This is a genomic window from Pseudomonas sp. MNR3A (assembly GCF_009650575.1).
GTDB lineage: Bacteria > Pseudomonadota > Gammaproteobacteria > Pseudomonadales > Pseudomonadaceae > Aquipseudomonas > Aquipseudomonas machongensis.
Genome location: NZ_VZZS01000029.1, coordinates 70,932 through 93,416, shown reverse-complemented (window position 1 = coordinate 93,416; position 22,485 = coordinate 70,932). Strand labels below are relative to the sequence as shown.

Annotated in this window: 24 protein-coding genes; 8 read left to right on the top strand and 16 right to left on the bottom strand. The window is 64.0% G+C overall.

Annotated elements, in window-relative coordinates; genetic code table 11:
- Nucleotides 1–27: 27 nt before the first annotated feature.
- The 3 genes from holA (at nucleotide 28) to F6X62_RS19555 (ending at nucleotide 2,816) form a co-directional block, all read left to right on the top strand.
- Nucleotides 28–1,065, top strand: a complete 1,038-nt coding sequence (gene holA / locus F6X62_RS19565) for a DNA polymerase III subunit delta (RefSeq protein WP_153774457.1) — start codon at nucleotides 28–30, stop codon at nucleotides 1,063–1,065.
- 218 nt (nucleotides 1,066–1,283) lie between these two features.
- Entirely contained in the window at nucleotides 1,284–1,448 is a 165-nt protein-coding gene (gene arfA / locus F6X62_RS19560) for an alternative ribosome rescue factor ArfA (RefSeq protein WP_039580593.1), read from the top strand.
- Nucleotides 1,449–1,502: 54 nt separating this feature from the next.
- A complete protein-coding gene (locus tag F6X62_RS19555) occupies nucleotides 1,503–2,816 on the top strand; it encodes a lytic murein transglycosylase (RefSeq protein ID WP_153774456.1) in 1,314 nt (437 codons plus the stop codon).
- Between the two features lie 35 nt (nucleotides 2,817–2,851).
- On the opposite strand, the gene F6X62_RS19550 is transcribed toward F6X62_RS19555, so the two are convergent.
- From F6X62_RS19550 to F6X62_RS19490, 13 genes are all read right to left on the bottom strand, one after another.
- The gene (locus F6X62_RS19550) at nucleotides 2,852–3,790 is read right to left on the bottom strand and encodes an LD-carboxypeptidase (RefSeq protein ID WP_153774455.1); all 939 of its coding nucleotides are present in this window, start codon (nucleotides 3,788–3,790) and stop codon (nucleotides 2,852–2,854) included.
- 136 nt (nucleotides 3,791–3,926) lie between these two features.
- Entirely contained in the window at nucleotides 3,927–4,943 is a 1,017-nt protein-coding gene (gene lipA / locus F6X62_RS19545) for a lipoyl synthase (RefSeq protein WP_063542599.1), read from the bottom strand.
- A gap of 2 nt (nucleotides 4,944–4,945) precedes the next feature.
- The gene (lipB, locus tag F6X62_RS19540) at nucleotides 4,946–5,593 is read right to left on the bottom strand and encodes a lipoyl(octanoyl) transferase LipB (protein WP_153774454.1); all 648 of its coding nucleotides are present in this window, start codon (nucleotides 5,591–5,593) and stop codon (nucleotides 4,946–4,948) included.
- Nucleotides 5,593–5,868, bottom strand: coding sequence for a DUF493 domain-containing protein (locus tag F6X62_RS19535; protein WP_054892813.1), 276 nt, complete (start codon nucleotides 5,866–5,868; stop codon nucleotides 5,593–5,595). Before F6X62_RS19535 ends, lipB begins: the two co-directional genes overlap by 1 nt.
- Before the next feature lie 75 nt (nucleotides 5,869–5,943).
- Nucleotides 5,944–7,104: a D-alanyl-D-alanine carboxypeptidase family protein gene (locus F6X62_RS19530; RefSeq protein WP_054892812.1), complete on the bottom strand. Its 1,161-nt coding sequence runs from the start codon at nucleotides 7,102–7,104 to the stop codon at nucleotides 5,944–5,946.
- 201 nt (nucleotides 7,105–7,305) lie between these two features.
- Nucleotides 7,306–8,307 carry a septal ring lytic transglycosylase RlpA family protein gene (locus tag F6X62_RS19525; protein ID WP_065861514.1) on the bottom strand — a complete coding sequence of 334 codons (1,002 nt, stop codon included), beginning with the start codon at nucleotides 8,305–8,307 and terminating at the stop codon, nucleotides 7,306–7,308.
- Nucleotides 8,307–9,317 (bottom strand): lytic murein transglycosylase B, encoded by a 1,011-nt coding sequence (mltB, locus tag F6X62_RS19520; protein ID WP_153774453.1) that lies wholly within the window; start codon nucleotides 9,315–9,317, stop codon nucleotides 8,307–8,309. The genes F6X62_RS19525 and mltB overlap by 1 nt, the downstream gene beginning before the upstream one ends.
- A 17-nt stretch (nucleotides 9,318–9,334) precedes the next feature.
- A complete protein-coding gene (gene rodA / locus F6X62_RS19515) occupies nucleotides 9,335–10,438 on the bottom strand; it encodes a rod shape-determining protein RodA (RefSeq protein WP_054892858.1) in 1,104 nt (367 codons plus the stop codon).
- 38 nt (nucleotides 10,439–10,476) lie between these two features.
- Nucleotides 10,477–12,372, bottom strand: coding sequence for a penicillin-binding protein 2 (gene mrdA, locus F6X62_RS19510; RefSeq protein ID WP_065861513.1), 1,896 nt, complete (start codon nucleotides 12,370–12,372; stop codon nucleotides 10,477–10,479).
- Between the two features lie 17 nt (nucleotides 12,373–12,389).
- The gene (gene rlmH, locus F6X62_RS19505; protein WP_054892809.1) at nucleotides 12,390–12,857 is read right to left on the bottom strand and encodes a 23S rRNA (pseudouridine(1915)-N(3))-methyltransferase RlmH; all 468 of its coding nucleotides are present in this window, start codon (nucleotides 12,855–12,857) and stop codon (nucleotides 12,390–12,392) included.
- 9 nt (nucleotides 12,858–12,866) lie between these two features.
- Entirely contained in the window at nucleotides 12,867–13,289 is a 423-nt protein-coding gene (rsfS, locus tag F6X62_RS19500) for a ribosome silencing factor (protein WP_054892808.1), read from the bottom strand.
- A 45-nt stretch (nucleotides 13,290–13,334) separates the two neighbouring features.
- Nucleotides 13,335–13,994, bottom strand: coding sequence for a nicotinate-nucleotide adenylyltransferase (gene nadD / locus F6X62_RS19495; protein WP_153774452.1), 660 nt, complete (start codon nucleotides 13,992–13,994; stop codon nucleotides 13,335–13,337).
- A 1-nt stretch (nucleotide 13,995) separates the two neighbouring features.
- Nucleotides 13,996–15,261 (bottom strand): glutamate-5-semialdehyde dehydrogenase, encoded by a 1,266-nt coding sequence (locus F6X62_RS19490; protein WP_153774451.1) that lies wholly within the window; start codon nucleotides 15,259–15,261, stop codon nucleotides 13,996–13,998.
- Between the two features lie 307 nt (nucleotides 15,262–15,568).
- Here F6X62_RS19490 and F6X62_RS19485 point away from each other — a divergent pair, with 307 nt between their 5' ends.
- A complete protein-coding gene (locus F6X62_RS19485) occupies nucleotides 15,569–16,255 on the top strand; it encodes a DNA-3-methyladenine glycosylase (RefSeq protein ID WP_153774450.1) in 687 nt (228 codons plus the stop codon).
- A gap of 4 nt (nucleotides 16,256–16,259) precedes the next feature.
- The gene (locus F6X62_RS19480; RefSeq protein WP_054892804.1) at nucleotides 16,260–17,576 is read left to right on the top strand and encodes a bifunctional DedA family/phosphatase PAP2 family protein; all 1,317 of its coding nucleotides are present in this window, start codon (nucleotides 16,260–16,262) and stop codon (nucleotides 17,574–17,576) included.
- A 35-nt stretch (nucleotides 17,577–17,611) separates the two neighbouring features.
- Here the strand turns inward: F6X62_RS19480 and F6X62_RS19475 are convergent, their stop codons facing one another.
- The 3 genes from F6X62_RS19475 to F6X62_RS19465 are packed head-to-tail and all read right to left on the bottom strand — an operon-like array spanning nucleotide 17,612 to nucleotide 19,287.
- Entirely contained in the window at nucleotides 17,612–18,202 is a 591-nt protein-coding gene (locus F6X62_RS19475; RefSeq protein WP_054892803.1) for an LON peptidase substrate-binding domain-containing protein, read from the bottom strand.
- 9 nt (nucleotides 18,203–18,211) lie between these two features.
- On the bottom strand, nucleotides 18,212–18,928 hold the full coding sequence (locus tag F6X62_RS19470) for an LrgB family protein (RefSeq protein ID WP_153774449.1): 717 nt from the start codon (nucleotides 18,926–18,928) through the stop codon (nucleotides 18,212–18,214).
- Entirely contained in the window at nucleotides 18,925–19,287 is a 363-nt protein-coding gene (locus tag F6X62_RS19465) for a CidA/LrgA family protein (RefSeq protein ID WP_054892801.1), read from the bottom strand. Before F6X62_RS19465 ends, F6X62_RS19470 begins: the two co-directional genes overlap by 4 nt.
- A gap of 148 nt (nucleotides 19,288–19,435) precedes the next feature.
- Here F6X62_RS19465 and F6X62_RS19460 point away from each other — a divergent pair, with 148 nt between their 5' ends.
- The 3 genes from F6X62_RS19460 to F6X62_RS19450 all read left to right on the top strand — a co-directional run bounded on the left by F6X62_RS19460 (nucleotide 19,436) and on the right by F6X62_RS19450 (nucleotide 22,391).
- On the top strand, nucleotides 19,436–19,891 hold the full coding sequence (locus F6X62_RS19460) for a MaoC family dehydratase (RefSeq protein ID WP_054892800.1): 456 nt from the start codon (nucleotides 19,436–19,438) through the stop codon (nucleotides 19,889–19,891).
- A gap of 94 nt (nucleotides 19,892–19,985) precedes the next feature.
- Complete coding sequence (locus F6X62_RS19455) at nucleotides 19,986–21,719, top strand: C13 family peptidase (protein WP_153774448.1); 1,734 nt, start codon at nucleotides 19,986–19,988, stop codon at nucleotides 21,717–21,719.
- Between the two features lie 27 nt (nucleotides 21,720–21,746).
- The gene (locus F6X62_RS19450) at nucleotides 21,747–22,391 is read left to right on the top strand and encodes an oxidoreductase (RefSeq protein ID WP_054892798.1); all 645 of its coding nucleotides are present in this window, start codon (nucleotides 21,747–21,749) and stop codon (nucleotides 22,389–22,391) included.
- Nucleotides 22,392–22,485: the final 94 nt, after the last annotated feature.

The window sequence follows — 22,485 nt, the reverse complement described above, 5'->3', positions numbered from 1 at the left end:
GGGCACCGCTGGTGCCCCGCCCATCCCATGAAGCTTTCTCCCGCCCAACTCAACAAGCACCTGCAAGGCACACTGGCCCCGGTCTATGTGGTCAGTGGCGACGATCCGCTGCTGTGCCAGGAAGCCGCCGACGCCATTCGCACCGCCGCGCGCCAACAGGGCTTCGATGAACGCCAGGTGTTCAGCGCCGATGCCAATTTCGACTGGGGCAGCCTGCTGCTGGCCGGTGCCAGCCTGTCGTTGTTCGCCCAACGTCGTCTGCTGGAGTTACGCCTGCCGTCGGGCAAACCCGGCGACAAGGGCGCTGCCGCGCTCATGGAGTATTGCGCCAATCCTGCCGAAGACACGCTGCTGCTGGTCAGCCTGCCCAAGCTCGACGGTAGCGCGCAGAAGACCAAGTGGGGCAAGGCCATCATCGAAGGCGAACACTGCCAGTTCATCCAGATCTGGCCGGTGGACGCCCAGCAATTGCCGCAATGGATCAATCAGCGCCTGTCCCAGGCCGGGCTGTCGGCACAGCGCGATGCCGTCGACCTGATCGCCGCACGGGTCGAGGGCAACCTGCTGGCGGCCGCCCAGGAGATCGAGAAGCTCAAGCTGCTCGCCGAGGGCAACCAGATCACCGTCGAGACCGTTCAGGCCGCCGTCGCCGACAGCGCCCGCTTCGATGTCTTCGGCCTGGTCGATGCCATCCTCAACGGCGAGGCCGGACATGCCCTGCGCATGCTCGAAGGGCTGCGTGGCGAGGGGGTCGAGCCGCCGGTCATTCTGTGGGCGCTGGCCCGCGAGCTGCGCCTGCTGGCGGGGCTGGCCCAGCAGTTCAGCCAGGGTGTACCGCTGGACAAGGCCTTCAGCCAGGCGCGCCCGCCCGTGTGGGACAAACGCCGTCCTCTGGTCAGCAAAGCACTGCAGCGCCTGTCAGCGCAACGTTGGGCGCAACTGCTGCAGGATGCCCAACGCATCGACGCACAGATCAAAGGCCAGGCCGAGGGTTCGCCGTGGACCGGGCTGTCGCGGCTGTCGCTGTTGATGGCCGGGCAGCGTCTGGCACTGCCTTCGGAATAATTGGGACTACTGTGGGGGCGGCGGTTCGGCGCCCCGACTTGCCCACGAACCAGGCAACGCGGTGAGTGGCACCGGCTGCGCCGGTGTTCGCGGGCGAGCCCGCTCCCACAGGGGTGTCACAGGTCGTCACTCAACGTCAATACACACAATCAATTGGCTCCCCGTTCGCCTAGGCCATAAAGTCCGCCCCCAAGTTCATCCAACCTGGGAACCCCGCCATGAGCAAGAAGCCGAAAAAACACGGCCCCAACAAGGCCAAGTCGATCATCGCCCAACCCCTGTTCCGCTGCCGCCAGGAACGACCGGAAAAGGGCAAGGGCAGCTACCGCCGCGAAGCCTTCCAATCGAGAGATTGGGAGGCTTCTTGCTTTCTGGCCGCCTGAAAACGGCGCAGGCATGATATGGTCGGCACCTGAACTGCAAAACTGGATCTGTGCATGTCCTTCAGTCTTTCCCAGCGCTGGCGCACCCGCCAGCTGATCGCGGCCTCCAGCTTCATCCTGCTCGTCGCCTGCGCGGAAAAACCCACCGCTGCCGACGCCCTGCCGCTGGCCCCTGCCCAGCCCGCTCCGAACGTTACCCTGCCCGGCACCGCTACTGACGCCAGCAGCGAAATCCAACCGTTGCAGACCTTCGCCCAATGGCAGGCGGGCTTCCGCCAACAAGCGCTGCAAGCTGGTATCAGCCCAAGCACCTTCGACCGTGCATTCGTTGGCGTGACGCCCGACATGGACGTGATCAAGGCCGATCGCAGCCAGCCTGAGTTCTCCCGCCCGGTCTGGGAATATCTCGACGGTGCGTTGTCGCCCCTGCGCGTGCGCAACGGCAAGAAACTGCTGGAACAGCACGCCGAGCTACTCGGCCGTATCGAGCAACGTTATGGCGTCGACCGCCAGGTACTGGTTGCCGTATGGGGCATGGAGAGCAATTTCGGACAGTTCCAGGGCAACAAGTCGGTGATTCGCTCGCTGGCCACCCTAGCCTATGAGGGCCGCCGCCCGACCTTCGCCCAGGACCAATTGATCGCAGCCCTGCAGATCCTCCAGAACGGCGACATTCAGCCCGAGGCCATGCGCGGCTCCTGGGCCGGTGCAATGGGGCAGACCCAGTTCATCCCTACCACCTACAACACCCACGCGGTGGACTTCGACGGCGATGGCCGCCGCGACATCTGGAACAGCACGGCAGACGCCCTGGCCTCCACCGCGCACTACCTGCAAAGCTCGGGCTGGAAGCGTGGCCAGCCTTGGGGTTTCGAGGTTCAGGTGCCGGCAGACTTCGATTACTGGCTGGCAGACGGCGCCCAACGCAAGTCGGTCAGCGAATGGTTGAGCCTGGGTGTGACACTGCCGACCGGCACCCAACTGCCCAGCGGCAGCAACCAGCTCTCGGCAGCGCTATTGCTTCCAGCAGGCGCGCGCGGACCGGCATTCCTGGTACTGGACAACTTCCGCGCAATCCTGAAGTACAACAATTCCTCGTCCTACGCGCTGGCGGTAAGCCTGCTGGGTGATCGCTTCTCGGGCTGGGGTTTCATTGCCGGTTCGTGGCCGAAGGACGACCTGCCACTGAGCCGCAGCGAGCGCATGGAGCTGCAGAACCTGCTCAATGCCAGCGGGCACGAAGCCGGTAACGCCGATGGCATCATCGGTGCCAACACCCGCAAAGCCATTCGCAATGCTCAGCAGGCCCAAGGCTGGCCGGCTGATGGGTATCCGACGCACAAGCTGCTCGATAGCCTGCGGCCCTAGAGAGTAGTGGGGCTGCTTGTGCAGCCCCTATAGCTTCAGGCTGTGAACAACGCCTGCTCCAGCACAAGCTTCTGTACATCACTGTCCAGCCGCACCTGCGCCCCCAGCGGCAGGCAGACATTCGGATCACAGTGTCCACTGCGCCATCCTGCCAGTACCGGCACCTCAAGCGGCCCGAATACGTCTCTGAGCAATGGCGCCAACGCCGTCACCGTGATCCCCGCAAAGTCTCCCACCAGCACACCCTTGACCCCCTCCAGCGTGCCAGCCAGACGCAACTGGGTCAGCAGGCGGTCCACCCGGTACAGGGGCTCGTTGACGTCCTCGATGAACAGGATGCTGCCGTGGGTATCGATCTGCGCCAAGGTGCCTTGAGTCGCCCCAAGCATCGACAGGTTGCCACCCACCAACCGCCCGCTGGCGACACCACGGACCACGGTCGTCAGGCCAAACGCCGCCGGGTGCTCGATGGCATCGCCTCGCCCGAGCTGCCCCTGCAATTGCTGGAACAACGAACTGACGGTCGGCTCGAGCTTGGCACCGAGCAGGTCGGCATTGAGCATCCCGCCATGGAAGGTGAGCAACCCGGCATGGCGCTGGATTGCCGTGTGCAGGGCGGTGATGTCGCTGTAGCCGATCAAGGGTTTGGGGTGGCGACGAATCAGCTCGAAATCCAGCCGATCAAGCAGCCGCATGCTGCCATAGCCACCTCGCATGCACAGAATCGCGTCGATCCGAGGGTCAGCGAAGGCGTCGTGCAGGTCACGCACGCGTTGCGCGTCACTGCCTGCCAGGTAGCCGTCCGCCTGTAGCGCGCCCGGGTAGATGCGGCAACGCAAGCCGCGCTGCTCGAACCATTGACGCGCCTTGCCCACATCCAGCCGTGCAGGCCCCGCTGGCGCGACAATTGCGAAGCAGGCGTTGCCGGGCAATGCCCTGGGCAGGCTGAAGACCGGGGTTTCAAGACAGTTCATCGTGCGATTCCTTGCATATGAGGGCTGGCCACTCTAACGGGGGTAATGAAGGACGCACATAGGCAGCGCTGCCCCGGAAAACAAAAATGCCGATGCCGCCTTCCGGCGTGCATCGGCATGTTCAGCTCAGCCCCGATCAGAGCTTGATCTTGGCTTCGTGAGCCTGCTGGTCGGCGTGGTAGGACGAGCGCACCAGCGGGCCGGAGGCCACGTTCTTGAAGCCCATCTTGTAGCCTTCCTCGGCGAACCAGGCGAAGGTGTCGGGGTGCACGAAACGCTGCACCGGCAAGTGGCTGCGCGACGGCTGCAGGTACTGGCCGAGGGTCAGCATGTCGATGTCATGCTCGCGCATGCGGTGCATCACCTCGATGACCTCCTCGTCGGTCTCGCCCAGGCCGAGCATCAGGCCCGACTTGGTGGGGACGTGCGGCACCAGTTGCTTGAACTTCTGCAGCAAGTCCAGCGACCAGTCGTAGTCCGACCCAGGACGCGCGGCCTTGTACAGACGCGGCACGGTCTCGAGGTTGTGGTTGAACACATCAGGCGGCGTTTGCGCGGTGATTTCCAGCGCTACGTCCATACGCCCGCGGTAGTCCGGTACCAGGGTTTCCAACTGCACGCCTGGGGACAGGGCGCGGATTTCGCGGATGCAATCGGCAAAGTGCTGGGCACCACCATCACGCAGGTCGTCGCGGTCTACCGAGGTGATCACCACGTACTTCAGGCGCAAATCGGCAATGGCGACCGCCAAGTTCTTCGGCTCATCGAGGTCCAGCGGCTTCGGACGACCATGGCCAACGTCGCAGAACGGGCAGCGACGGGTGCAGATATCACCCATGATCATGAAGGTCGCGGTACCACCGGAGAAGCACTCGCCCAGGTTAGGGCAGGATGCCTCTTCGCAGACGCTGTGCAGCTTGTGCTTGCGCAGCAGTTGCTTGATGCGGTCGACTTCCGGCGAAACCGGGATGCGCACGCGGATCCAGTCGGGTTTCTTCGGCAGTTCGTCGGTGGGGATGATTTTCACCGGGATGCGCGCGACCTTATCGGCGCCACGCAGCTTGACCCCGGCTTCCACTTTCTTGGGGGCAGGGCGTGGGGTGACGTCTTGCGTCGCGATCAAGTTCGGCACGGCTTCTTGCACAGTTGTCATAATCAGTCGATTCCGCCCGTGAGGGTCGTCTGCTCAGCATAGTCGAGGTGCCTGACCAGCTGTCCACGCAGCCTTGTCCTGACCTCGTCAAGTTCGATCGGGCCTGCCAGGTCGCGCAGCTGGGTCATGGCCAGCCCCGCATACCCGCAGGGGTTGATTCGGCGGAATGGCGCAAGGTCCATGTCCACGTTCAGGGCAAGGCCGTGGAACGAACGGCCATTGCGGATTCGAAGGCCAAGTGACGCGATCTTCGCGCCATCGACATAGACGCCAGGGGCGTCGGGCTTGGCCAGCGCCTGCACGCCGTAGCTGGCGAGCAGTTCGATGAGCGTACTCTCGATGCGGCTGACCAGCTCGCGCACGCCAAAACCCAGGCGACGCACGTCCAGCAGCAGGTAGGCGACCAACTGGCCGGGGCCGTGGTAGGTGACCTGACCGCCGCGGTCGGTCTGCACCACCGGGATATCGCCCGGTATCAGCAGGTGCTCGGCCTTGCCGGCCTGGCCCTGGGTGAAGACCGCGGGATGCTCGACCAGCCAGACTTCGTCCTGGCTGTCCGGGCCGCGCTGCTCGGTAAAGCGACGCATGGCTTCCAGCACCGGTTCATAGGGCTGCAGGCCAAGATCGCGAAAACCGAGGGACACGGGCATCACAGTACCATTTTCACGATGCCGGTGGCACGCAGGGCACTGTTGATGTCGTGCAGCTGGTTCTCGCTCTCGGCGACGATGTGCAGCTGTACCGTGGTGTACTTGCCTTCCTTGCTCTGGCGCTCGGCCAGGGTGGACAGGTCGACCTTGGCGTGCTTGCTCAGGACCTCGATGACCATGTCCTTGAAGCCGACAACGGTATCGCCGATGACCTTGATCGGGTAATCGGCGCAGGGGAACTCGATTTTGTGCGACTTGACGTCAGCTTCGCTCATGGCGCGTACGCCCTCGTAAGGCGTGGCAACAACAATGCCCCCGAGCGGTTGCACGGGGGCATGGCCGGTCACGTATCAGTTGAACAAACCGTAGAAGAACAGGCGGATGCTATCCCACATACGGCGGAAGAAACCACCTTCCTCGACGCCATCCAGGGCGATCAGGTCGGCGCTGTGCACCACTTTCTCGTCCAGTTTGACTTCCACTTTACCGATCACGTCACCTTTGGCGATCGGAGCGGTCAGCTGCGGGTTCATGGTCATCGAAGCCTGGAGGCGTTTCAATTGGCCTTTAGGCATGGTCATGGTCAGGTCGTTGGCCAGACCCGCCTTGACTTGAGCGGTTGCGCCCTTCCAGACCGGCGCCTGAGTCAGCTCGGTACCCTTCTGGTAGAAGGTCTGGGTTTCGAAGAAGCGGAAACCGTAGGTCAGCAGCTTCTGCGTTTCGGCGGCACGGGCCTGCTCGCTGTTGGTGCCGAACACCACCGCGATCAGACGCTGGCCATCGCGAACGGCCGAGGCCACCATGCAGTAGCCGGCTTCCTCGGTGTGGCCGGTCTTCAGACCGTCGACGGTCTTGTCGCGCCACAGCAGCAGGTTGCGGTTAGGCTGCTTGATGTTGTTCCAGTAGAACTCTTTCTGCGAGTAGATCGCGTAGTGCGCCGGATCTTCGTTGATGATCGCACGCGCCAGCAGGGCCATGTCGTGGGCCGAAGAATAGTGCTCAGGGTTCGGCAGGCCGGTCGGGTTCATGAAGTGCGAATTGGACATGCCCAGGTCGGCGGCAGTCTTGTTCATCATGTCGGCGAAGGCGTCTTCACTGCCGGCGATGTGCTCGGAAAGGGCTACCGAGGCATCGTTGCCCGACTGGATGATGATGCCGTGCAGCAGATCGCTGACGGTCACCTGGCTGCCGACCTTGATGAACATGCGCGAACCGCCGGTACGCCAGGCGTTCTCGCTGACAGTCACCGGGTCGTTCTCGCCGATCTGGCCACGACGGATGTCGAGGGTGGCGATGTAGGCGGTCATCAGCTTGGTCAGGCTGGCTGGCGGCAGGCGCTCGTCACCGTTGTTCTCGACCAGCACGTTGCCGCTGGACGCATCCATGAGTACATAGGACTTGGCTGCCAACTGCGGAGGTGCTGGCATCATCTGCTCGGCTGCAAAGGCAGCGGGCACGATCAGCAGCAGTACGGGCAGGCAAAGTCGTTTGGCAAGGTTGGTGATGTTCATCCGTCTCTCGTAAATCGCTAATGGTCTGATGTTCCGTGGGGAGACCACGGCGTTTCAGTCTGCTTCGGGGCTGGCGGACAGCCCATGCCCCAAGGGGCAAAACCGCCATTGTACATGGCCGGACCTGGCAATTCATGAACAAACCGACAGGTCGGCATCGTCTTGCTCACGGGCAAACCCGCGCCGGAAGGTACTGCGCTTTCAGTCTGCTGTGACCAGCTTGGCCTGCCCCAGGTTCGCCAGGCGAATGCTGTCCTGCGCCTGCTGGATTTCACCCTGGCTGCTGATCGGCCCCAAACGTACCCGGTGCAGCGTTTGCTGGTTGCGCACGATGGAACTGATGAACACCGGCGCACTGACCATGGTGCTCAACTTCGAACGCAACAGCTCGGCGGCGTCCGGGTTGGCGAAGGCGCCGACCTGAAGGAAGCTGCCGCCGCTGTTGCCCGGTACGTTGTTGCCGGCCACCTGCACCGGCACCACGGGAGCAGCGTGCTGCTGCGGCGGCGGGGTCCATTGTTCGACACGCCCGGTGCTGGCGGGGATCGGCTGCGCCTGGGCGACCTGCGGCTCCTTGAGCATCAATGGCGGCTGCTGGCCCTTCTGCGCCCACCACTGCTGCGGGTCGATGCCTTCGACGCGCACATGGGCGGTGCCGATTTCGGCGTAACCGAGCTTCTTCGCCGCGGCGTACGACAAGTCAATGATGCGATCCGAATAGAATGGCCCGCGGTCGTTGACCCGCAGGATCACGCTGCGGCCGTTGGCCAGGTTGGTCACCCGCACATAGGCCGGCAGCGGCAGGGTCTTGTGCGCCGCGCTCATGCCGTAGAGGTCGTAAAGCTCACCGTTGGCGGTGTTCTGCCCGTGGAACTTGGTGCCGTACCACGACGCCGTGCCCTCGGCGCGGTAGTTGCGCGAGTCCTGCATCGGGTAATAGGTTTTGCCCAGCACGGTGTACGGGTTGGCCTTGTAGTTGCCGGTGTGCACGGTCGGGGTAGCGTCGGGAATCTTGTTGACGTCCACGTCCCACCAGGGTGCACCGTCCTTGTGGGCACGGTTGATGTCCAGGCCCGGCTGCGAGCGAACGGTGTTGCCGCCCCCCTGCGAGGTCGGACGGCTGGAAGAACAGCTGACCAGCAATACGCCGATGGCGGCGCAAGTCAGCAACTTGAAGGTATTGGCTTTGAACAATTCGCGCATTACTTGACGCCCCGTGCCTGGACCAGCTGTTGCGAGAGCTGATGCACCGCCATGGCATACATCACGCTGCGGTTGTAACGCGTGATCGCGTAGAAGTTCTTCAGGCCCATCCAGTATTCGGGGCCGTTGTCGCCTTCGAGCCGGAACGCCGTGACCGGCAGATCATCGCGCAGCGCATCATGACTCGACCAGCCCAGCGCTCGCAACTCCCCGACCGTCTTCACAGGCTCGATGCCAGCGGTCAGGCCCTCGTCGACACGCGCGCCACTGACCTGGGCCCGGCTGACCACGGGCTGCCCGGCAACCCAGCCGTGGCGCTTGAAATAGCTGGCCACACTGCCGATGGCATCATCCGGGTTGTTCCAGATATTGATGTGGCCGTCGCCGTCGAAATCCACGGCGTAATTGCGAAAACTGCTCGGCATGAACTGCGGCAGGCCCATGGCGCCAGCATAGGACCCCTTGAGCGTGAGCGGGTCGAGTTGCTCCTCACGCGCCAGCAAGAGGAACTCTCGCAGCTCCTTGCGGAAGAATTCGGCTCGCGGCGGGTAGTCGAAGCCCAGCGTCGACAAGGCATCGATGACCCGGTAGTTGCCGGTATTGCGGCCAAAGAAGGTTTCCACGCCAATGATCGCGACGATGTACTGGGCCGGCACGCCGTATTCCTGCTCGGCGCGGGCCAGCACGGCTTCGTGCTGGCGCCAGAAGTCGACACCGCGGGCGATGCGCGCATCGGTGATGAACATCGGGCGGTATTCCTTCCAGGGCTTGACCCGCTCGGCCGGACGCGAGATCGCGTCGAGGATCGCCTGCTTGCGCTGCACCTCGCGGAATACACCCATCAGTTGCTCGCCGGCAAAGCCGTAGTCGCGGGTCATTTCGCCAACGAATTCGGCCACCTTGGGCGAGCCGTCATAGTCGCCGGCATTGGCCTGCTGGACAGCGCCGAGCAGCCCCATCGCGCCGATCCACGGCATACAACGGGCAGCCCAGCCACGCACTGCTTGCATGAAATTCTTCACCTTTTTCAAACCTGTGCGATCCATTTGCGGTGCGTGTGGATCGACATCAAAACGCCAAACGCTGACAGCAGCGTCACCAACGAAGTTCCGCCATAGCTGATAAAGGGCAACGGCACACCCACCACGGGCAGCAGGCCACTTACCATGCCGATGTTGACGAATACATAAACAAAGAAGGTCATCGTCAGGCTGCCGGCCAGCAACTTGCCGAACAGGGTCTGAGCCTGCGCGGTGATGACCAGGCCGCGACCGATCAGCAACAGGTAGATGATCAGCAGCAGACAGATGCCCACCAGGCCGAATTCCTCACCCAGTACGGCAATGATGAAGTCGGTGTGGCTTTCGGGCAGAAAGTCCAGGTGCGACTGGGTGCCCAGCAGCCAGCCCTTGCCGAACACCCCGCCCGAACCGATCGCGGCCTTGGACTGGATGATGTTCCAGCCAGTGCCCAGCGGATCGCTCTCGGGGTCGAGGAAGGTCAGGACCCGCTGCTTCTGATAGTCATGCATCACGAAGAACCACATCGCCACAGCCACCGGTACGGCCGCCGTCACCACGCTGATGATCCAGCGCCAGCGCAAGCCGCCCATGAACAGCACGAACGCGCCGGAGGCAAGGATGAGCAAAGCCGTGCCAAGGTCGGGTTGTCGGACGATAAGGATGAACGGCACACCGATCAACACCAGGCTGATTGCCACGTGTTTCAGATGGGGCGGCAGGGTGCGCTTGGACAGGTACCAGGCGATGGTCGCCGGCATGATGATCTTCATGAACTCCGAGGGCTGGAAGCGAATCACCCCGGGAATGTTGATCCAGCGCGTGGCGCCCATGGCGTTGTGGCCCATCACGTCCACCACCACCAGCAACAGCACCCCCGCCACGTAGGCCAACGGCACCCAGCGCGCCATGAAGCGCGGCTCTAGCTGGGCGATGATGAACATGGAAACCAGGCCGATGCCGAAGGAACTGGCCTGCTTCATCAGCAGGTCCCAGTTCTTGCCGCTGGCCGAATAGAGGACGAACAGGCTGCCGGCGGCGAGCGTCAGCAGAATGAGCAGCAGTGGACCGTCGACATGGATGCGCTGCAGGAAGCTGGCGCGCCTGCGCATCACGTCCTCGCTGGAGAGCATGCGATCGAAATTGTTCTTCACGGGGCCGTTTCCTGGGCGACAGTGACAGTGGCAGGGCCAAATTCGGGCTTGAGCCGGCCGTTTTCGTCGAGCAACCAGGCGTCCATGACCTGGCGCACCACGGGGGCGGCGACGCCGGAGCCGGACTCGCCGTTCTCGACCATTACCGAGACCACGATCTTCGGATCTTCGGCGGGTGCGAAGGCGACGAACAGCGCGTGGTCGCGGTGACGCTCCTGGAGTTTGTTGCGGTCGTACTTCTCGCCCTGCTTGATCGCCACCACCTGCGCGGTACCGCTCTTGCCGGCGATGCGGTATTGCGACCCGAGCGCGGCCTTGCGCGCTGTACCGCGCGCGCCGTGCATCACCTGCTCCATGCCATGGGTGACCCGGGCCCAGTCGTTCTTGTCGCGCAGCACGATGTCTTCCATCGGATTCTCATCCACCGGCTGCTTGCCCTCGATGGTCTTGGCCAGGTGCGGACGGTTCCACTTGCCCTTGTTGGCGATCAGCGCGGTGGCCTGGGCCAGTTGCAGGGGCGTTGCCTGCATGTAGCCCTGGCCAATGCCCAGGATCAGCGTTTCGCCGGGGAACCAGGCCTGGCGGCGGGTGGCGCGCTTCCACTCACGTGATGGCATCAACCCGGGCGACTCCTCGAACATGTCCAGCGAGACTTTTTGGCCGATACCGAACTTGTTCATGTAGGCCGACAACCGATCAATCCCCATCTTGTGTGCAAGATCGTAGAAGTAGGTGTCGTTCGAGCGCATGATCGCCACATCCAGATCCACCCAGCCATCGCCGGTACGGTTCCAGTTGCGGTACTTGTGGTCATAGTTGGGCAGTTGGTAATAGCCCGGATCGAACACCCGGCTGCTGGCATTGACCACGCCGCTGTCCAGGCCGGCGATGGCCACTGCCGGCTTGATGGTCGAGCCCGGCGGGTACAGGCCGCGCAGCACGCGGTTGAATAGCGGGCGGTCGATCGAATCGCGCAGCTCGGCATAGGCCTTGAAGCTGATACCGGTGACGAACAGGTTGGGGTCGAAGCTCGGCTGGCTGACCATCGCCAAGACCTCGCCGGTGCGCGGATCGAGGGCGACGATCGCACCACGGCGCCCGGCCAGCGCCTCTTCGGCGGCCTCCTGCAGCTTGATGTCCAGGCTCAGGACAATATCTTTGCCAGGAATCGGGTCGGTGCGCTTGAGCACCCGCAATACACGGCCGCGAGCGTTGGTCTCGACTTCCTCATAGCCAACCTGGCCGTGCAGGTCGTCCTCGTAGAAGCGCTCGATACCGGTCTTGCCGATATGATGGGTGCCGCTGTAGTTCACCGGATCGAGGGACTTGAGCTCCTTCTCGTTGATCCGCCCGACATAGCCCACCGAATGGGCGAAATGCGCCCCTTGTGGGTAATGCCGCACCAGTTGCGCCGCCACCTCAACGCCGGGGAGACGGAACTGGTTCACCGCGACGCGGGCGATCTGCTCCTCGCTCAGTTCGAACAGGATCGGCACCGGCTCGAACGGCCGACGCCCCTGCTTCATGCGGCGCTCGAACAGGGCACGATCATCTTCGCTCAGTTCGAGCACCTCGATGATGGTATCCAGCACCTCCTGCCACTTGCCTGCCCGTTCGCGGGTCATGGTCAGGCTGAAGCTTGGCCGGTTATCGGCAACGATCACCCCGTTGCGGTCGAAGATCAGCCCACGGGTCGGCGGGATCGGCTGCACATGCACCCGGTTGTTCTCCGACAGCGTCGAGTGGTAGTCGTACTGGATGATCTGCAGGTAATACAGGCGCGCGATCAGCACGGACACGAGCAGCATGATCGCCACCGCGCCGACCACGACGCGGTTGCGCACCAGGCGTGCGTCTTTCTCGTGGTCCTTGAGGCGGATCTGCTGCGGCATCGGACAGGCTTACGAAGTCATTTGTGGTAAGGGTGCCCGGACAACACGGTCCAGGCGCGATAGATCTGTTCACCGATGAGTATCCGCACCAACGGGTGCGGCAGGGTCAGCGGCGACAGTGACCAGCGCTGCTCGGCGCGGGCGCAGACTTCCGGCGCCAGCCCTTCCGGGCCGCCCACCATCAGGTTGACCGTACGCGCATCCAGGCGCCAGCGATCCAGCTCGGTCGCCAGCTGCTCGGTGCTCCACGGCTTGCCATGGACTTCGAGCGTGACGATCCGTTCACCGGGCTGGACCTTGGCCAGCATCGCCTCGCCCTCCTGACGGATCAGGCGGGCAACGTCGGCGTTCTTGCCACGGGTGTTCAGCGGAATTTCAACCAGCTCCAACGACAGCTCGGCGGGGAGGCGCTTGGCGTATTCGTGCCAGCCTTCCTCGACCCACTTCGGCATGCGCGAGCCGACCGCGATCAGACGCAGACGCACGACGCTTCCTTATTCCCGATCCTTGAGTTTGTCGGTGAAGTAGTCGCTGGCGTTTTCCGGGCTGTGGTGCTTGGCATCAGCAGCACGGCTCTGCTCGGCGCCCAGCCACAGGCGCTCAAGGTCGTAGAACTGACGGGCGGCGGCGGTCATCATGTGCACGATGACGTCGTTCAGGTCCAGCAGCACCCAGTCGCTGTCGCCCTTGCCTTCTTCGCCCAGCGGCTGCGCGCCCTTGGCCTTGACGGCCTCACGGACCTTTTCCAGCATCGCGTTGATCTGGCGGTTGGAGGTACCGGTGGCAATGATCATGTAGTCGGTGAGGCTGTGCTTGTCGCGCACGTCGATGACCTGGATATCCTGGGCCTTGACGTCTTCCAGCGCGGCCTTGGTCAGTTCGACCAGTTCTTCGCCATTGATTTTCTGCTTGGTCATATAAAACTCGTTCAACTCGTTGTAATGAGGCGCCCTGCAGCGCCCTCAGTTGGACACACGGTACAGACCGTGCGCCTCGATGTAGGCCAGTACTGCGTCCGGCACCAGGAACCGAACCGACTTGCCGCTGGCCAGCAGCTGCCGGATCTGTGTGGCGGACACCGCAAGCGGCGTCTGCCAGACGAACGAAATGTTCCCCGCCGGGCCGGACATGGCGGTGGGATCGCTCTGCGAGCGCGCAGCCAGAAGGTTGCGCAGCTCATCGGGGGGTTCGACATCGGCATCCGGGCGTTGCAGCACCAGGATGTGACAGTGTTGCAGCAGCTCTTCCCAGCGGTGCCAGCCCGGGAGACCACAGAAGGCATCCCAGCCCAGCACCAGGTAGAGCTGGTCGTGCGCGTTCAGTTCGCTGCGGATCGACTCCAGGGTGTCGATGGTGTACGACGGTTTGTCGCGCGCCAGCTCCCGGGCATCCACGCTCAAGCCCTCGACCCCTTGTACCGCACTGCGCACCATGGCCAGCCGGTCGGTGGCGGCCACCTGCGGTGTATCGCGGTGCGGCGGCCGGGCGTTGGGCAACAGGCGCAGCTCGTCCAACCCCATGAACTCGGCCACTTCCAGCGCGCTGCGCAGGTGGCCGATGTGCACCGGGTCGAAGGTGCCGCCGAGAATGCCGATACGCCGGACTGCCGGGGCCTTGCTCAACTCAGCAGGACCCGCGCAACTGACCGTCGCCGATCACCACGTACTTCTCGCAGGTCAGCCCCTCCAGGCCGACCGGACCGCGGGCGTGCAGCTTGTCGGTGGAGATGCCGATCTCTGCACCCAGGCCATACTCGAAGCCATCGGCAAAGCAGGTCGGGGTGTTGAGCATGACCGACGCCGAATCGACCTCGGCCATGAAGCGCCGGGCGTTACCCTGGTGCTCGGTGGCGATCGAGTCGGTGTGGTGCGAGCCATAGTGATTGATGTGCTCGATGGCCGGATCCAGGCCATCGACGATGCGGATCGACAAGATCGCATCCAGGTACTCGGTGTGCCAGTCGTCCTCGGTGGCCGGCTTGGCGGCGATGATCGCCTGGGTACGCTCGCAGCCACGCAGCTCGACGCCCTTCTCTTCGAAGCGGCGGGCCATGTCTGGCAAGAACGCCTGGGCCACGCTGGCATCGACCAGCAGCGTCTCCATGGCGCCACAGATGCCGTAGCGGTAGGTCTTGGCGTTGAAGGCGATGCGCGCGGCCTTCTCCAGGTCGGCGTGCGCATCGACGTAAATGTGACAGATGCCGTCCAGGTGCTTGATCACCGGCACGCGAGCATCGCGGCTGATGCGTTCGATCAGGCCACGACCACCACGCGGAACGATGACATCGACGAACTCGGGCATGCTGATCAGCGCACCGACGGCTTCGCGGTCGGTGGTTTCGACCACCTGCACCACGGCTGGCGGCAGGTCGGCCTCGGCCAGGCCGCGCTGGATGCAGGCAGCGATGGCGCGATTGGAGTGGATGGCTTCCGAGCCGCCACGCAGGATGGTGGCGTTACCGGACTTCAGGCACAGGCTGGCGGCGTCGATGGTGACGTTCGGACGCGACTCGTAGATGATGCCGATCACACCGAGCGGGACGCGCATCTTGCCGACCTGAATGCCCGACGGACGGTAGCTCATGTCGCGGATCGCACCGACCGGATCCGGCAGCGCAGCGACCTGGCGCAGGCCAGTGATCATGCCGTCGATACGCGCCGGGGTGAGCGCCAGGCGGTCCAGCAGCGGTGGCTCAAGGCCATTGGCACGGCCTGCGGCGAGGTCCTGTTCGTTGGCTGCGGTCAGCTCGGCGCGGCCTGCGTCGAGCGCGTCGGCGGCGGCCTGCAGGGCGCGATTCTTCTGCGCAGTGCTGGCGCGGCCGATCACCCGCGAGGCCTCACGGGCGGCGCGACCCAGGCGGGTCATGTAGTCAAGAACGGACTCGGTCATGGGTTCGGTGTCTTGGCAAAGGGGAAATCGGCTGATTATAACTGCCGCGCTCGGGTACGCCCAGCGGCGGGTGGCGGATGGTAGAAGATGGCAGCGGAAATATGTAGGAAAGATGTAACTACCAGTATCGGAACTGGCCGTTTATGGCGTCGACTCTTTCGCGGGCAAGCCCGCTCCTACCAGGGGTGCGTGGCCTGGGCAGAAGCGGGCGAAACCCCGGGAAGATCCACCCAGTTACAACATGGTTCAGCCTCGATTAAGCCGTTCATTGCTATCATCCCTGCCCTCACCACCACGAACCGCCAATATGCCCGTCCCCTGCCCGGCCCTTGCCCTGCCCGACAGCTTCTTCGACCGCGACGCCCAGACCCTCGCCCGCGCGCTACTGGGCAAGGTCATCCGCCACCGCCACGGCGACCTGTGGCTGGCCGCTCGCATCATCGAGACCGAGGCCTACTACCTTACCGACAAAGGCAGCCACGCCTCGCTCGGCTATACGGAAAAGCGCAAGGCGCTGTTCCTCGACGGCGGGCACATCTACATGTATTACGCCCGCGGCGGCGACTCATTGAACTTCAGCGCCCACGGGCCGGGCAACGCCGTGCTGATCAAGTCGGCCTATCCCTGGGTCGACGCCCTCTCCGATGACAACAGCCTGGCGCAGATGCAGCTGAACAACCCGGATGCCAGCGGTAACCTGCGCCCGGCAGAGCGCCTGTGCGCCGGCCAGACCCTGCTGTGCCGCGCCCTGGGCCTGAAGGTGCCGGACTGGGACGCCCGCCGTTTCGACCCGCAGCGGCTCTATGTCGAAGATTGCGCAGTCAGCGTGCCGCGCGTGATCCAGACCACCCGCCTGGGCATCCCTCACGGCCGCGACGAGCACCTGCCGTACCGCTTCGTGGACGCCGAATTCGCCCGTTTCTGCACCCGGAACCCGCTGCGTCGGGGCCAGGTCGAAGGACGGGATTTCTTCATTCTGGAACAAGGAAACTGACACCATGAGCCAATGGCTCGACAGCCTGACCAGCTGGCTCAGCGCCAACCCGCAGTGGCTTGGCCTGGCCATTTTCCTGATCGCCTGCATCGAGTGCCTGGCCATCGCTGGCATCATCGTGCCCGGTACGGTGCTGCTGTTCGCTGTGGCGGTGCTGGCCGGCAGCGGCACCTTCAGCCTGGGCGAGACGCTGCTGCTGGGTTTTCTCGGCGGCATGCTCGGTGACGCCATGTCGTACGCCATCGGCAAGTATTTCCATCAGAACATCCGACGCCTGCCGCTGCTGCGCCACCACCCCGAATGGATCGGCAGCGCCGAAACCTACTTCCAGCGCTACGGTATCGCCAGCCTGCTGGTGGGCCGCTTCATCGGCCCGCTGCGGCCGATGCTGCCGATGGTCGCCGGCATGTTCGACATGCCATTGCCGCGCTTCATCGCCGTGAGCCTGGTGGCCGGTGCCGGCTGGTCGGTGGCCTACCTGCTGCCCGGCTGGGCCACGGGCGCAGCGATGCGTCTGCCCCTGCCTGAAGGGTTCTGGCTGGACGCAGGGATCATCGCCGGTGGTCTGGCCGTGCTGGTAGGCCTGAGTTTCAACGCCAGCATTCGCGACCAGCGCCACGGCACCCGCCTGATCGCAGGCTTGAGCCTGGTGGCCCTGGCGGGCGTATTCCTCGGCTGGCCCTACCTGCACGAATTCGACCAGGGCGTGATGACCCTGGTGCAGGAGCATCGCAGCAAGGCCATCGACGGTGCCGTGGTCATCGTCACCCGCCTGGGCGACTTCAAGACCCAGTTCTTCCTCGGTGGCCTGCTGACCGGCCTCCTGCTACTGGCACGGCAATGGCGCCATGCGCTGTTCGCCGGCGGCGCATTGATCGGTACCGCGCTGTGCAACGGCTCGCTGAAATGGCTGTTCGCTCGGGCACGCCCGGAAGTGCTGGTCGATCCGCTGACCAGCTACAGCATGCCCAGCGGGCACAGCTCGGCATCCTTTGCGTTCTTCCTGGTGCTGGCGGTGTTGGCCGGTCGTGGCCAGCCGCCGCGCATGCGCCTGACGTGGGTGCTGCTGGGAGTGCTGCCAGCGCTGTCGATCGCCCTGTCACGGGTGTACCTGGGCGCACACTGGCCGACCGACATCCTGGCCGGCGCCCTGCTGGCGTGCTGCGTGTGTGCAGCCAGCCTGACGCTGGTGCAGTATCGCGAGCCACTGAGAGCACTGCCGCAAAAGGTGTGGTGGCTGATCTTGCCGGCGTGTATCGCGCTGCTGGCGTTCTTCGCCATGCATTCGCTGCCCAAGGCGTTGCTGCGTTATCAGTATTGAAGCGATGCGCGGGAGTTGGAGTTGCCCCCGCGACCTCAGGCAAACAACTCGCCCTGGATCCGTTCCAGCAGCGTCTGGATCGCCTCCAGCCGCTGAACTGGCGAGTCGATCGCCAGCAGGTCGATCTTGTCCTCTTCCATGAACGGCAGCAGGTACGCCAGTTGGTTGGCCAGCGACTGGCGCCCGTCCACCTCGCGCGGCATGTCCAGCGCCTCGACCATCGGGTGCTCGCCCAGGGCCACCAGCAGCGCCAGCAGGTCATCGTCCTGCTCGCCCAGCGGGCTGTCCGCCTGATCGACCAGCCACTGCACCTCGCCGACCATCAACTGGTCCTTGAGCACATCGGTCTGCTCCACCCTGAAGCGCCGCACACCTTCGACACGGATGCCCAGCAGGCCGTTGTCCTGCTGCACGAAGTCGCGGATCAGCGCCTCGCAGCCGAACTCAGCGATGCCTGCCGGAGCCTTCCCCACCTGATCGCCCTCGAGAATGCACACCACCCCGAAACCTTCGCCCTGCTTCATGCAGCGGCCGATCATGTCCAGGTAACGCGCCTCGAAGATCTGCAAGTCGAGCAAGCAGCCGGGAAACAGCACGGTATTGAGGGGGAACAGCGGTAACGTCATCTCGACTCCTCAAGCCACCAGACTGACTGCCAGCGGCAGGAACACCGCCGTGGCCACGCCCATCAGGCTCATCGCCAGCGCGGCGAAAGCGCCGCATTCATCACTTTCCTGCAAGGCCGCCGAGGTGCCCACCGCGTGCGCGGTGACGCCCAGGGCCATACCCCGCGCCTCGGGGCTGAGCACACCACAGCGCGTCAGCAGCGCCGGGCCGAAGATGGCGCCGATCACCCCGGTGATCAGCACGAATACCGCCGCCAGTGCCGCTACGCCACCGATCTGCTCGGCCACCAGCATGGCGATGGGCGAGGTCACCGACTTGGGCGCCATGGTCATCAGGATCATGTGTTCGGCGCCGAACCACCAGCCCAGCATCACGCAGGCCAGGGTGGCGAACACTCCCCCGATTACCAGCGTAGTAAAGATCGGCCAGAACAGTTGGCGGATACGCCTCAGGTTGAGATAGAGCGGGACCGCCAGGGCCACGGTGGCCGGCCCGAGGAGAATATTGAGGATTTCGGTGCTGCGCTTGTACTCGCTGTAGTCGATGCCACACGCCAGCAGCACACCGATCAGGACCAGCATCGACACCAATACCGGTTGCAGGAAGATCCAACGGGTGCGCTCGTAGCCGGCGAGCACCAGTTGGTAAACCCCAAGCGTGATACCAATCCCGAACAATGGGTGGTGAATGACGGCTTGCAATGCACCCTGCCAGTCGAGGCTCATGGCTGTTCCTCGTGCTTGCCGTGGCGATGGATCAGCTTCTGCATCAGTACGCCGACGAACACCAGGGTGACCAGGCAGGAGATCACCAGCGCACCGGCAATGGCCCAGAAGTCGGCGGCGATGTCGCGGGCATAGACCATCACGCCGACGGCTGGCGGCACCAGCAGCAACGGCAGGTAACGCAGCAGGCTGCTGGCGGCCTCGTTGAGCGGTTTGCCAACTTCGCCGCGGATCATCAGGCAGGCCAGCAGCAACAGCAGGCCGATGATCGGGCCCGGCAACATGGGCAGTACCAGGTGATTGATCGCCGTGCCCAGCAACTGGAACACCACCAGCCAGGTCAATCCACGCAACAGCATAAGCATCTCCTTGGGGCATCGGGCGCCATTATAAGCACGCGTCCTGCCTGTATAAGGCGATATTCGCCGAAAAGGGAAGAACTTGACCGCAACGGTGCACCGTGGTGATCTTGCACCTTCGTACCAAAAGACAACCTGGAGAGTCGCGATGCCCTATGTACCTGTTGCAGAGCTTTCGCAGTACGTTGGAAAGGAACTGGGACGTTCCGAATGGCTGAAGATCGATCAGCAGCGCATCAACCTGTTCGCCGAGGCCACCGGCGATTTCCAGTTCATCCATGTCGATCCGGAGAAAGCCGCCAAGACCCCCTTCGGCTCCACCATCGCCCACGGCTTCCTCAGCCTGTCGCTGATTCCCAAGCTGATGGAAGACATCCTCGTGCTGCCCGAGGGCTTGAAGATGGTGGTCAACTACGGCCTGGACAGCGTGCGTTTCATCCAGCCGGTGAAAGTCGACAGCCGCGTGCGCCTGAAGGTGGACCTCACCGACGCGACCGAGAAGAAGCCCGGCCAGTGGCTGCTCAAGGCCACCGTCACCCTCGAGATCGAAGGCCAGGAAAAACCGGCCTACATCGCCGAGCCACTGTCGCTCTGCTTCGTCTGAGGCAGCGCCGGGGCCGTTCGGCGGCCCCGGCCACGGCTGTCTCACGCCCTGATTCTGCGGCATACTCGGCGCACCTTTGTGCTCGGATTACGCCATGCGCCCGCTGCTGCCCCTGACCCTGATCCTGCTGCTCGCTGCCTGCGGCGAAGGCGAACCGCTGTCGCCGCCGGACGCGCGCCTGCCCGACGGCGGGCGCTACCGGGGTGAGGTGGTCAATGGTCTGCTGCAGGGCGAAGGCCGCATCGACTATCCCAACGGCAGCTGGTATGCGGGCACGTTCAAGGACGGCCAGTGGCACGGCCAGGGTGAGTGGCACGGCAGCAATGGCGAGGTCTATCGCGGCCAATTCGCCGCCGGGCTGTTCGAAGGCCTGGGCGACCTGACCACCCCTGGCAGCCACTATGCCGGCACCTTCAAGCATGGCCGGCGCGACGGCGAAGGCACCCTCAAGCAGCACGACCAGACCTACCGCGGCCAGTTCAAGGATGACCAGTACGACGGCGCCGGCCAACTCGAACTGGCTGACGGCAGCCGCTACCAAGGCCTGTTCGCCAAAGGCAAGCCCAATGGCGCCGGAGTGCGCAGCGATGCCAGCGGCAACCAGTTCAGCGGCCACTTCATCAATGGCCAACTCGAAGGTGCCGGCACCTTCGACAGCGTCGAAGGCGAGCAGTACATCGGCGAATTCAAGGAAAACCGCCTCGAAGGCCGCGGCCGCTACGAAAACGCCGACGGCGATGTGTGGATCGGCGACTTCAAGGATGGTGCGCTCAGCGGCCAGGGCGAGCTGCTGGGCAGCGACGGCAGCCGCTACAAGGGCGGCTTCCAGGACTGGCGTTTCTCAGGCAACGGCCATCTGTACCTGGCCGACGGCAGCCAGTACATTGGTGGCTTCGCCAACGACGTCTACCAGGGTAGCGGTCGGCTGATCCAGGCCGATGGCCGCGTCGAGGCCGGCCAGTGGATCAATGGCGTGCGCGTGCGCGACGAAAAGGGCACGCTGCTGCCCGATTCTCTGGACCTTGCCCTGCTCAACCAGGGCAAGCTGCTCGACGAGGCCCTGGCCAAAGTACCGCGCTCGGCCCCACCCATCCAGCTGTACAGCCTGGTCCTGGCCGGCGATGGCCAGCAGAGCGTGTTCCTGCGCGAAGCCGACTATGTCAGCAACATGCTCAGGGTGCGTTTCGGCGCCCGCGGTCAGGTCACCCTGGTCAATCACCGCGACCACCTGGCCGACCGCCCGATGGCCACCCGCGAGAACCTCACCCGTGCAGCCCGTACACTGGCCGAACGCAGTGGCCCGGAAGATATCGTGTTCGTCTACCTGACCAGCCACGGCAGCCATGACCACCAACTGGTACTCGACCAGCCGCGCCTGCAACTGGCCGACCTGTCAGCCGACGAACTGGCCAACGCCCTCTCCCCCCTGAAAGATCGCGACAAGGTGATTGTCATCTCCGCCTGCTATTCAGGTGGCTACATCGCCCCGCTCAAGGATGAACGCACGCTGATCATGACGGCAGCGCGCCCTGACCGAGTCTCGTTCGGCTGCTCCGAAGAAGCCGACTTCACCTATTTCGGCGATGCCCTGTTCGCCCAGGCACTGAACCAGACCGACGACCTGAAACAAGCGTTTGAACTGGCGCGCAAAAGCGTTGCCGAACGGGAACGAAGGGAAGGTTTCGAGGCCTCCGAGCCGCAGATCTGGGCACCGCCACAGGTGCTCGCGCACTGGCAGCGCCTGCGTCGGCAACAAGCCGAGGAGGCCTTGAAGAACAAGGCCCAGCCAGCCGCGCCGGAGCAGGCAAAAAAGCCTGGAACCCGCTAAGCTGAGCTGTAACAAGGGAGAGACATCATGTACTTGACGCCTCAGCATGTCCTGCTTGCCGGAGCCACGGGTCTTACAGGTGAACACCTGCTCGACCGCCTGCTCAACGAACCCACCATCAGCCGTGTGCTGGCGCCTACCCGCAGGCCGCTGGCCGAGCATCCGCACCTGGAAAACCCGGTGGGTGACCCGGCGGTGTTTCTCCCGCAACTGGCCGGGCGCGTCGATATCGCCTTCTGCTGCCTGGGCACCACACTCAAGCAGGCCGGCTCCGAAACCGCCTTCCGTGCAGTCGACCTGGACATGGTCGTGGCCTTCAGCAAGCGCGCACGCGAGCTGGGCGCACGCCATCTGCTGGTGATCAGTGCAGTCGGTGCAGACCCTAAATCATCGATCTTCTACAACCGGGTCAAGGGCGAGATGGAAGAGGCGCTCAAGGCTCAGGACTGGCCGCAGTTGACCATCGTACGGCCGTCGCTGCTGCTGGGCGAACGGCTCGAACCCCGGCTGGCCGAGCGACTGGCCGGGCCATTCGCCCGGCTGATTCCCGGCAAGTACAAAGGTATCGAGGCCTGCACCCTGGCCCGGGCGCTGTGGCGGCTGGCACTGGAGGAAGAGGACGGGATCCGCGTGGTCGAGTCTGACGAGTTGCGCAAGCTGGGCAAGAAATAGCAATACCTTCCAAGGCCTCTTCGCGGGTAAACCCGCTCCCACAGGCCCGCACAGGGTTCAAAGACGGTGCGATCCCTGTGGGAGCGGGTTTACC